This is a genomic window from Microcoleus sp. CAWBG27 (assembly GCF_020883145.1).
GTDB lineage: Bacteria > Cyanobacteriota > Cyanobacteriia > Cyanobacteriales > Microcoleaceae > Microcoleus.
Map to the genome: position 1 here is coordinate 1 of NZ_JAHREU010000056.1, position 11,983 is coordinate 11,983.

Genomic DNA, 11,983 nt, shown 5'->3' on the forward strand with positions numbered 1-11,983 from the left:
ACATATAATGGAAGTATTTAGATCGATGATGAAAACCCAAACCATCAGGTTTAATTCCATCTCTACCACCATCTCCTGGTTCCATCACCTGTGTCATAAACCGTCCTATAGATTTTAAATCTCTTGGGCACGACTGGTTAGGACAAAATTGGAACCTGGAACAAAATCAGCACGACTGGTTAGGACAAAATTGGAACCTGGAACAAAATCAGCACGACTGGTTAGGACAAAATTGGAACCTGGAACAAATCAGCACGACTGATTAGCGTCAAAATCGGAATCTGGGACAAAATCAGCACGGCTGGTTAGGACAAAACATGAACCTGGAACAAAATCAGCATGACTGATTAGAATAAAACCAGAACCTGGAACAAAATCAGCGTGACTGATTAGCATCAAAATCAGAACCTGGAACAAAATTAGCGTGACTGATTAGCATCAAATTGGAATCTGGGACAAAATCAGCGTGACTGATTAGCATCAAATTGGAATCTGGGACAAAATCAGCATGACTGATTAGAATAAAATCGGAACCTAGAACAAAATCAGCATGACTGATTAGAATAAAACCGAAGGTTCCTTAGCACCAGAATCCACAGGCTCTGGAAATAGCTCTTCAGCAAGATTTCTGCGCTCTTCAAATTGCTGTCGCCGTTCTTCATCAGAAACGGGACGACTGTTTTGCTCCAGCAAAGTATTGCGTATTGCGTCCCATTTTGACTCGGCCCAATTCATCTCTTTGATGTCTGCTTGCGGAACTTTTATGCTTTGAATGCTGGGAACGTAAGCCTCTTTAGAAGGCCCGCCCTCGGTATACCCCGGATTGATTACTACTGCCCTACCCACTCCTAACTTGAGAAATTGAGCGGGTTCTAGCAAGTATTTTTTATTGGTTTGTTCCCCATAACTGGTGGAATTGCCGCTCTTACCCGTGCTAGTAGATTTAGAACGAAAGCTAATTTCTTCTTCTCCTAAATAGTCGGCAAATACCTTGGCGCTTTCCGGGTCTTGCGGGTTAAAGATAATCTTATGAGCCGTACCGCCAATTATGGCTCTCGCCAGGTCTTTACCGTAAAACTTCTCTAGTTGGGCCATATTTTGGTAGCCCAAAATACCCACAAAACCGTCTTCTCTATTTTCGTTCAACCAATTAACTAAAGCTGGCAAATAAAGCGTAGGTAGCTCGTCTAAGGCCACCACCAAACAATCTTTTCTGGGAACAGTGCGGGAAACGTTTCGGGTGACAACCATGTGCAGAATAGCTGCTAACAGCGGCCCGACAATATCTCGATTGTTCCTGTCCAAGCCGAATACAATCATCTGCTTACCTTCTAAATCTAAAGGTAATGAAGTTTCACCGCAAAAAGCACCAATAAAATCTTTTTTCAGGAACCGCATAAACATCCGCTGGGCTGTACCAACAATACCGGAAACAGTTTTTTCGGAATCCTTGACGCTAATTAACTGAGAAAGCGGGCGAGTTGTCCAAACTTTTAGTTTAGTTTTGGAAGCTTCATCCATTCTCCCGGCTAAATTTGAAAGGCTCAAAATTGCTTGTGCCATCATTAAATCACAGTATTCTTTCTTACCTGTCAGAGTCGCTACAGCCTTTGTTACTAATAGCAACCCCTCAACTAAACTGTCTCCTGCTTCTTCAAAAAACTTATCTCCTGAACCGCCTCCTGAATTAAAGTTTTTGCCGATTACTTGTGCCAACTGACCCGCAGCAACGGCATCTTCTTCATCTCTAATTAAATCCAGGGGATTGCAGGTTTCCGATTCAGGACGACCGGGAGCAAAAACTCTAACTGTATAGCCTCGCTTTATGGCGTAAGCTACGGCTCTTTTGCACTGTGCGGGATACTTGAAATCGTACAGAAGCAGGGGAAATCCCTGATCTAAAGTCGATCTAATTAGCGGGTCAATAACTGTAAAAGTTTTGCCACATCCAGCAGCTCCAATTACAGAAACGCCCCGCTGCACGTCCGGTAAATAAAACGATCGCTCTGTACTGCCAATTTTGCCGATACGTGCGGCTGTCTGCTGTATTCTGTTGGGAGGTTTATCGCGCAGCAAACCCGCATCTCTCCACATTTCCTTAAGTTTTTCATCCATAAACTCAGGCTGTCCTACGTACAAAGCAACGCTGTTGCGGGTAGGTTTGGCTATTTGCTTTTTGGCTTTGCGACCGGCTGACGATATTTCTGATTTGCCGGCCCACCGAGATGTGGCAATCTTGCCTTTTTTTCCGCTACCAAACACCTGCAAAATCAAAACAGCGGCCAAGCATCCCAATAAAGTCATGCCGTTTTGAGATTTGGCAAAGGTCATCGCATTGCCCAAAGCGGCCTGGAACCCGTCGCTGGAACTTGCGGCGGATGAGGAACCTACCAATGATGAGGAACTTACTAATGATGAAGAACCTACTGATGATGGATACTTTACTGTTAAAATCAAGTCGTTATCTCGGTTCATTATTCTACCCTCAAAAAACTAGAACCAAACCAACAGTATTGACTTTCTACTTCACCGCTGTTATCAATACTCTTTTGTGCGATCGCTAAACACGGAATCCCTTTGTTGACCACCGACAAAAACTTAAATTTTGGCTCGACCGATCGCAAAAGCGTGCTTAACACTTTTTGTCGGTCGATATAAATAGAATACAAGCAGCCTCCGACACCGCATAAATTTTGAGAATTGAATCGAAAGACCTGAGCTGAGTCACGACCTGAGCTGGAAACAAAAGGCAACCGCAAAACTTCCATTTTTGACTTATCAAAAGTTTCGACACCAGCCGAAGTAATGTAATTTTCTTGAACCACATTACTTAATAAACTGGGTTCTATTTGCGATGCGTTACTCCAGGTAGGTAAATTGGGATTCGTAAGATATAAATTCCGAAACAACGAAAAACCCAACAGCAACAGTATCGCCAGCGCTGCTATTGCCAAATACAACCGAGGCCTCAAATTTAACTTAAACCCACTTACCGCCTTTGCTAAATTGTTCATACAACCTCCTAGATGGAACATCAATTGTTATTTGCAATCGCCCGCAGCATTCGTAATGACAAACATTCGTTATTTGGACACGAGCATTAATCAAATCGTTTCTCCTTCCCACGTGCAAAAAAATACATATTTGAAAGAAAGCAAAGCTGAAAATAGGAGTACGCTACTATGGCGTTTCTTGGGTAGATAAGTTACATAATTAAACTTGAAAAACTTGACAACACAGGTTTTTTGCGTACTCCACCTTTCTGAAAAAAGCTATATTCTCAGACTTGAGATCCTAGAATTTTTCAATTCTTCAATCACAAATCACCCATCTCAAAATCGGTCAATTATTAAATTCTTCAATCGTTTGACTTCAACGCAATGAGCTGAAACTTTGATAAGACTCTGCTACCTTTTTGCCGTAACCAGACACCGAGTAATAACCGCGAATGTCCGATGCGGGAGAATCCACTGGAATAGCTGGGCCTCCATATTGCATTTGCCCGATTCTTTCGATCGCCCGCTGACCAGAAAATGCTTGACCTGTTTGCGGATCTGTTTGAGATAGGGCAGAGTCGATCGACCTTTTTGCGATTGCTTCAAACACTTCTTTCTGAGCTTCGGGAGGAAAAACTTCACCCAACAGATCCGGAGTTACCGCCTCTCCTTTATCCAATTTCGATAACACCTCAGAGCCTCCTGGGCGCGACGATATGGCAGACCTCACATCCGGCCTGTAACTCTTGAGCCCGTAAGCACCCAAAGCAGAGCCACAGTTGCCCGTACCGTCGCAAGTGCGGGTGCCGACTGCACTGAAATTGCCCTCGATTCCCTGCATGGAACTGCCCAAAGCATCGAGGGAAATGCCTTGATACTGAGCTCCCGCACCGCCTGATTTTGCGGGGGTATCTGAATTGGATGCTCCGGACGCATCTAAACTGGATGCTCTGGATGTATCTGAACTGGATGCTCTGGACGTATCTGAACTGGATGCTCTGGACGTATCTGATTTGGATGCACCTGCGATCGACGTGTCCGATTTGGATGCACCTGCGATCGACGTATCCGAGTTGCCAGAAGCTGTACCGGTGCTGCTGCCAGAGCGTTTTTGCGTGGAAGGAGGCGCGGCTCCGGTGGGAGTGGAGGCTCCTCCAGCACTGGGAGAAACTGCATCTACAGACCCCAAAAACACGTCGCTGAACTTCTCTTCGTAAGCCAGCCAGGGAATTGGGCCGAGGTAGTACGGAGTGCAGCCCAAATCCACAAATGCCGATCGCGAACAAAACCTCAAAAATAGTGCCGTTGTGAACCGGCCCTGAGTCTCGGAAACATCCCACACCGCTACTTTGAACGCAGGCCCGAATGGCAACCTACCAGTAGGCTCTTTGCCGTCGTTGACTTTGCCAAGAATGCCGCGCCCTCCTTTAACAGTCTGGTATTTGCCAGAAACCCACTGTCTCCCGCGCACCAATTGGGAGCCGGAAAATTCAACGTGAGCGCATTCTTTCTGACAGGGAACTCCAAAACCCTCGACATCTGAACCGGACATGGTTCGAGATCTGTTTTGTTCTTTTGTACCGAACACGATATCTACAGTACCGACAGATGTACCGACGGGAGAAATACCGCCGGGAAACTTGGATAGGGGTACATCCTTAAGGCCCGGAACATCGCTAATGTTGGCTGTTTGCCATTTATCGAGAGTTCCCAAAGGCGTTTTTTCTAAATTGGGAATTGATTTGAGAGGGTAATTTTGCAGCGGCAAACTCGATACCGACAAACTTCCCAAATGAGGAGATTCTTTGAGAAAAGAGCCTAAAGTTTGTTGGGGGTTAAACTGCTGCAATTGCTGAAAATTCAGGCTCGTCTTCAGCAAATCCAAGACTGGTTTTACTTGAGCGATCGGGAAATTAGCTAAATTAGGAACTGCTTTCACCAAAGAAGTCAAATTTTGCAAGCTAGACAAGCCAAAATCTGAGAGTTTCAAACTGTCTAAATTAGTGCCGACAATTTGGGAGATGTTTTCTAGATTAAATGTCTGAATCTTAAAACTGTCTTGGAAATCCCCCAAATTAAATACTTTGTCCAAAGTTGTGCCAGCCGGAAACGAGCGAGAAGGATCGAAACCTAGGGATTGGGCGCTACTCCGATCTACTGACAAACTGCCCGCTTCTCTGAGGGCTGGCATCGAGCCGAATGTAATTTTGTCCCAATCCGGAAGTTGTGTGCCGTTCCAAGGAAATGTCGGTACTCCCTGACTTGCCTGTTGGGGGGCAGGCAAAACTTGAGCTTTTACGCTGATGCCTGCGATTACTAAAATCAAACTAAAAAATAGGCAGAGCCATAAGCCAGAAATGAATGTTTTCAAATGCCAAAAAATTGCTCTATCTCTTTTACTGACCTTTCTCAAAGCGCTCATTGTTTTACCCAAAGTATTCATGGCTTTATCTCAAAAATCTTGTTTTATCCAAAAGAATCATTGTTTTACCCAAGAAAGTTTTAAATATTTGAGTCGGGTAATACTCCTAAAGTTTGGAGTTTGTACAGCAATTCCAAAGAAACTCCTGAAGCGGCAGCAGCAGCCCTGACACTTTGACCGCCCTTCAAACGGCTCACAAAATCTCGCACTCTATTCCAAATAGGTGAATTCTGGGGGTAAAGCGAAGCCGAGAGGGCGATCGCGGCTCCTCTTTCTACAGCAAAAGCTGCGATCGCGATCGGGCGTACTTCTACCTGCGGGGCGATCGCAGGAACGGGTTGCGGGCGATCGATAGCAATGGAAAAAATTGTCTGCTTGCCTTGACCGGAGGGGATTATTTCAAACAAATAAATATGGCGCTTGCCGTCACTGCTTGCAGCAATGATTGAAAGCAATGAAGAATCAGAAACTAAAACGCCCGGAAAATTCAAGCGCTCGATCGATCGCAAGTGCAACGTTGTCGCATCACCTTTGCACTCGCCAACTTTCGGCAAGCCGGACAAACAACCGTTCGCATCGACGACTATTTCAGCGGGATTGTCGAGCCAAACTTTTTCTATAAATTCTCCATCGGGAACGGAGATGCTAACTCCAGTTCCGGGACTTAAAAATACCCGGTACGGACTGCCCGAGTTTCCCAGCGCTCTCTCTACCGATACGGTGTCGCGGGAAGGAGTGGGTGCGGGAACTGATGTTGCATCGGTTGAAGAATTTAGTGCGGGAATTGATGTTGTATTTTGGGAAAAGTTCGCTACAGGAAATGATGCTGTATTGGCAACAACATTCGCGACATTAACTGATGTTACATCGCCCGAAGCATTTATTGTAATAACTGATGCTGTATTCTGGGAAGAATTAACTACAGGATTTGACGCTAAAACCGCTGGACTTCCCAATACAGATAGCAGGGAAAAACACAACGCCGTCCGAACTTTTAACATAACTTTCACCTCCCGAGATAAAAACTGGAATTAACAAAAATCAACACTTCGGTTTTTGCTGGAACATACCAGAGAGGTGGCCGAGATTGAATTTCAGCAGACGCTTGCTGGTTGCGCTGTAGAATTTGCTGCAACACCGGGGTTGCGCCACCTTGCATCACTGCCCCCAAAATATTGGGACTTCCCCTCGTCACGCTGGAGCTCGATCCGAACGCGCTTTGCGTAGAAGATTCGCTCGTAGGTTGATTGAGCCGTTCCCCAACTTGCTGGGCAGCACCTAAAACAAACGCAGTCATATCCATCCGAAATAGATCCGAACCTCCTGTGGTGCGGCGCTTTGCCATCAGCGGTTCTCCCGATCGCCCCCGGACAGACACTGCATTGCGGGGCAAGCGGTATTCTGCCAAACCGTCTACGGCCGCCACTGCATGAGCTTCCACATACCCGTTGGTAAGCACGCGGTCTACTTGAAAAATTATGAGAGCGCTTTGAGGAAGCGCCACCGTGCCATCTTGCGCCATCAGGGGCATTTTTAAAGAAACAGCAAACCTCTCGCCCACACCCTCAGACGGGGACGCAGAGCTGCCGGAAAATGCTACAGCAGGGACTGCAAGAGTACCGGCTAGTGACTGACCCGCAAAAACAACTAGACCCGGAGCGTCCACGGGTGCAACCGTTTCACCTGTCGGAGGTGGAACTGCCCGGCCGCCCAAATCATCAGGACTTGAAGCCCTCGCTGCAACAGAAACGGCAGAGCGAAAGTTTGTAACTCCATCTCTGGGAACGGGCTGTTCCTGAACTGCTCCTGGGTTCAAAACAGGAGGACTTGCACTTACTCCGGCGTCCGCTTCCAAAGTCCCGTTCCGAACTGCCCCTGGATTTAAAACAGGAGGGCTTGCACTTGCAAGAGTCGGAGCTTCCAAAGCCCCGTTTTTAGACCCCTGTCCGAAACTTCCCAAAGCTGCCAATTGGGCCCACTGCCGATGCGGATCTGGCGGTGGCACAGGGGATGCAGGCCTCGGCGGCGGAATTTGTATTCTTTGTGGCTGTTCCCGAACGACAGGAATATTTTGCACCCTTGGCGGCGGTTGAATTCTCGGCGCTGGCCTCTCAACATCGAGCACTCTCGCCGGTGGCGGGGGCAGGTAAGACCGATCGGGCAGCGGGTCTGGGACTACCGCTTGACTTCGCACTGAATCCGAAACGGGCGGCAAAGGGGCAGCAGTTGGAGCTGGAGTGTTGATCGCGGTGGGTGCTGGCGTTTTCTGTGCACTAGGAGACTTCAGATTTGAATCGGACGAGGAATCCTTGGGAACCGCCAAATTCGATGTTTTCGGTGCGCGGGAATTTCTTTCAGATTCGATCGCGCTCAGTTTCTGTTGCTGAGAACCTACAGCCGCCTGCGTTTTGTAATCGCCTACATCCTGTTTTTCGCCACCTTCTGCTTTGGGTTTTGGTTCGGGAGAAGGACTTGCCTGCACTTTGACTGTACCGGGCTTCTTTTCTCCCATAATCCCGCTTAAAAAAACCGCTGCTATCAAAAAAGCCACGCCCAGCATTGCTCCTACCACGGAAACCTTGGCAAACGGATTTTTGGCTAAAGTCGGCTTCGTAGCAGCAGTGCTGGGATCTTCAAACATATCCGCCATTGAATTTCGGCGGGGTGCTGCTGCAACACCTTCTGAGCCAGAAACGCCCGACAGTGAGCCGAAGAACTCACCTTCTGCCTCACCTTCTGCCTCACCTTCTGCCTCTCCCTCACCTTCGGGTTCGCTCGAAGACTTACTTTCTCTAGAGCTACCAGTAGGGCTACCATATTCCAAACCGGGATCTAAATCTTTCTTAAAAGAAACCCCATCAAAATTCAAGATTTTAGCAAGTTCCTCTTCGTTCCAAATATCCGCTTCGTCATCGGTTTTTCCTCCGGGTAACACTGCATATTTTCCTTCTGATTCTTTCATTTAAAATTCTCCAAAAATCAATCTGTGACCGACTATTTTTTTTCAAGTTTTTCAGTTTAAACTCTCCTAATTAAAATCTGTGGTGCTGATTTACCTTTATCTTTTTCATTTAAAACTCTCCGAGTCTAATTTTGTGAATACTTATTTTTTTTTGACTCTTTCATTTCAAACTCTCCGACTCTAATTTTATGAGTGCGTATTTTTGACTCTTTCATTTGAAACTCTCCGACTCTAATTTTATGACTGCCTATATTCCTGAGATTATTTCATTTTAAGTTCTCCAAGTCTAAATCTCTGATTGCATAAATCTCTAAACCAGAAGCCCTAATTGAGTGTATAGCTTTAACAATGCCGTCGGCTTCTAAAGGATAATTAGGCGGTTCTACAGAACGGACGAATACCTCTTTGTTGAATGGGATGACTTGAGACATTGCATCGGAAGTATTCAAGACATTCAAATAAGAAACTACTCGCACTTTCCACTTGCCCTCGTCAATTTTCACCGGCTCGCTCAAATCGGTAAGAATAAATATCACTTTGACGCTGCCGTTAAAGACGCTTGGAGGAGTCATCTTCGAGAGAGCAGCACGAAACTGCTCTCGAAAATCTTCAGAGAGTACAAAGCACGCTTGCCAAGCAGCAGTTGCAATCCTGCCTCCGTTGGCGATCTCAATTCCGGGGTCTGGTTTGCGGTTAACTTGTTCTTCAGGAGAATACGCCGGCAACGCGCCATCCCAAGTCAGCAGTGCGTGAAGCGATTGAGAAACAAACCTGCTGATAGCTGCGTTAGACCTCTCTTTCGCGTCCATCGGTGCCGCAGAAAAAGAAGAGCCGTCGCTGAGTTGTACCAAAGTTGGCACGGGCTTAGAAGCCAATCGCGACATCGACCCGTAAAGCAAAAACATCGCAAACAAAACTGCTAGCTGGCAGCAAAATGATGCCGTCGAAACTACTCCCAACCAATCACGCTGCGAGGGGCTGCGAGCTCTATCCAAAAAGTCTAATTTCTTCTTTTTCTGTTTTAAATCCTGATTTTTTTCGGCTGCATTCATAACACTATTTCCCTTTGTAAATTTGCGTGTATTGAATCTTTTCTAATTAAATCAATTACATTCTAGTAAATTGGGTTATGTGATAAATCGGGTTAATTACATTATCGTAAATTGGCTCATATGATAAATTGCATCAATCGGTACTTTCAACTACTGAATCAGTTGCTTTGCTTGCTGCTGACTTGCCGGCCGAAAACGACCCAGCAATCCGTCCGGCGGCAGAACCCGCAAAGCTCATCCCTCCAGACATCAATGTCTGTCCCAAAGTAGACAGGCTTGTAAAAACTGCCATACCCGCACCTGCCGCCAAAACTAATGACAGCACTGGTGCAATAATCCCCACGCAAATTGCAAATACTAAATCCATTCCTGATTTTGAATTGATAAATAAAGTGGCTGTCAGACCGGAAATAATGTTGAAGCAAATCTTCACCATTCCAATGCTAAAAAATCCAGTTAGCCACGCAAAAATAGCTTTCTGCCCAACTGGTAAAAGCGAGCCACCCATTGCTAAAGGGCCCAACAGACCTGTCAGTAACATCGAAATCTCAACTATCCATTGAAATGCCATACCAAAAGCTAAAAGCAGACCTTTGACAAACAAAACTAACTGTGTTTGCAGTTGAGCCACTGCCCCATCCACTGCACCTTTTATCAAATTTGGATTCAAGCCGCCACCCGAAGGGGATTTCGGCATACTTTCGGCTTGTTTTTGCACTTTTTCAACGCAGGTTTTTTGCAATGCAGGTGGCTCCAGCGAACACTGCTGAAGCTGTCCCCTCAAAGCATCATTCATGCCAACAGATATCATCGCTTGCCTGTAAGCAGCTTGCAAATCCATTGAGCCGGAGGTTGACTCTAAAAAAGAGCGGTTGGCCTCGTTAATTATATTTCTTAAGCCGATCGTTCCTTTCGACAAGTTTGCGCCGCTATTGCTAAGAAATATGATGACTATTATCGGCCAGATTAACTCGCTGAAGGCTTCTATGTTTTCATCGTACATCATAGCTTTTGTCCAATTCACCATGAACAAAACAAAAGTTCCGATCGCAAAAAACAACCCCAGTTTGCAAATTGCCGCGTACAAACCACCTCCTAGAACATCATTCCACAGCCCGTCCATCGACTGACTGACTAGGTTTGAGGCTTGTTCTCCCTGCTTGGTGATATCCGTGACAGCTTGACCGAAATTGCCGTCTCCCACTGTTGCAAAGTAAAAGATGAAGTAAAAAGTGAAGTAAAACATGGCAGTGGTTGCTAAACTAAACAACTAAAAAGTGAAGTAAAACATGGCAATCGCTGCTAAACTAAACAACTAAAAAGTGAAGTAAAACATGGCAATCGCTGCTAAACTAAACAACTAAAAAGTGAAGTAAAACATGGCAATCGCTGTTACACTAAACAACTAAACAACTAAACAGGACTTACGCATCAACCCTATTTGTAGGTGAGCCGATCGCCATACCACTATGGATAGTGTCCAAATTAAAATCTTGTGTAAGTCCTATAAAATTAAAAAAGCTTTGCTTGCGATGCAGTTTCCAAATTGCCTAATCCCTGAGCTGCTTGCTCGGTCTTTTGAAGCTGAATTTGACTGTCTTGAGCCCTCGATATATTAGAGAGGAGGACGTTACTTTGAGCTCGACTCTGCTCAGCTTTCAAGGCATCTGCGCGAACGGCACCCAAGGTACTTGCTATCTCGCTGTTTTGAGAAGCCAAACGCTTCATCACGTCTTGAGTAACCACATCTCCTTGAGCTTGTTCGCCGAATTGCTGTACTTTTTTAACCGAATCTTGCGTTGCAGCAGCTTGTTTAATTTGCTGCTTTTGTCCTTCTTCTGACAGCGTTCCGGCTGCTGTAGCCCTCGCAGATTCCCTGTCAATTTCGTTAGCTAATTCTGTTGCTTTGTTTACCTGCAAATCTTTCGCACCGACACTTTTTTCCACTGCGTCACGGCTTTTTGCAGGGTCGGGAAGTCCCAAGTCTCCCATAGCTTGACTCACGGCTGACTGCAAATCGTTGCCCAAATTTTTGGAAATATCTTGCAGTTTGACCATCAGCGTTTTTTCTACATAAGAACGCAGGGATTGTACTTGCTGGCTGAACTGTTGCAAAACTAACTCTAAGGGATTGCTCGTAGCACCTGAAGCGGCTTGAACCTGTGGCGCATAAACCAGAGGGACTGCCACCAATAAACCTAAAATTAAACCACCTGCAATTAGTTTAATTTCTAGTTTGTGCGTTGCCTCTGCAATTTCGCTGTTCGAGCCTAAATCATTAGTTTCCATTTCTAAACCCCTACTTTTATAGTTGACAGTTGACAGTTGACAGTCGATGGTTGACAGTCGATGGTTGATGGTTGACAGTTGACAGTTGACAGTCGATGGTTGATGGTTGATGGTTGACAGTCGATGGTTGATGGTTGATGGTTGACAGTCGATAGTTGAGATGTTGGTTGTTGACTGTTGGTTGTTGAGTTTTGAGTTTTGAGTTTTGACTGTTGGTTGTTGGTTGTTAGGTTTTGACTGTTGGTTGTTGGGTTTTGACAAA

General features: G+C 45.7%; 8 protein-coding genes and 1 pseudogene. All 9 read right to left on the reverse strand.

All coding sequences use genetic code 11. The features are described from left to right. Window positions 1-112: pseudogene (locus tag QZ938_RS33135) on the reverse strand (chondroitinase family polysaccharide lyase); the annotation flags it as partial. Window positions 113-558: 446 nt separating this feature from the next. Continuing rightward, window positions 559-2,475, reverse strand: coding sequence for a type IV secretion system DNA-binding domain-containing protein (locus QZ938_RS24640; RefSeq protein WP_293351579.1), 1,917 nt, complete (start codon window positions 2,473-2,475; stop codon window positions 559-561). After that, window positions 2,475-3,014 carry a hypothetical protein gene (locus tag QZ938_RS24645; protein WP_293351581.1) on the reverse strand — a complete coding sequence of 180 codons (540 nt, stop codon included), beginning with the start codon at window positions 3,012-3,014 and terminating at the stop codon, window positions 2,475-2,477. Before QZ938_RS24645 ends, QZ938_RS24640 begins: the two co-directional genes overlap by 1 nt. A 358-nt stretch (window positions 3,015-3,372) precedes the next feature. Next, window positions 3,373-5,439, reverse strand: a complete 2,067-nt coding sequence (locus tag QZ938_RS24650) for a hypothetical protein (RefSeq protein ID WP_293351583.1) — start codon at window positions 5,437-5,439, stop codon at window positions 3,373-3,375. Window positions 5,440-5,498: 59 nt separating this feature from the next. Further along, on the reverse strand, window positions 5,499-6,419 hold the full coding sequence (locus QZ938_RS24655; RefSeq protein ID WP_293351585.1) for a hypothetical protein: 921 nt from the start codon (window positions 6,417-6,419) through the stop codon (window positions 5,499-5,501). A gap of 5 nt (window positions 6,420-6,424) precedes the next feature. Then, window positions 6,425-8,380: a TrbI/VirB10 family protein gene (locus QZ938_RS24660; protein WP_293351587.1), complete on the reverse strand. Its 1,956-nt coding sequence runs from the start codon at window positions 8,378-8,380 to the stop codon at window positions 6,425-6,427. 266 nt (window positions 8,381-8,646) lie between these two features. Continuing rightward, the gene (locus QZ938_RS24665) at window positions 8,647-9,432 is read right to left on the reverse strand and encodes a hypothetical protein (RefSeq protein ID WP_293351589.1); all 786 of its coding nucleotides are present in this window, start codon (window positions 9,430-9,432) and stop codon (window positions 8,647-8,649) included. 133 nt (window positions 9,433-9,565) lie between these two features. Then, window positions 9,566-10,678 carry a hypothetical protein gene (locus QZ938_RS24670; protein WP_293351591.1) on the reverse strand — a complete coding sequence of 371 codons (1,113 nt, stop codon included), beginning with the start codon at window positions 10,676-10,678 and terminating at the stop codon, window positions 9,566-9,568. A gap of 266 nt (window positions 10,679-10,944) precedes the next feature. Continuing rightward, the gene (locus tag QZ938_RS24675; protein WP_293351593.1) at window positions 10,945-11,982 is read right to left on the reverse strand and encodes a hypothetical protein; all 1,038 of its coding nucleotides are present in this window, start codon (window positions 11,980-11,982) and stop codon (window positions 10,945-10,947) included. Between the last annotated feature and the right edge of the window lies 1 nt (window position 11,983).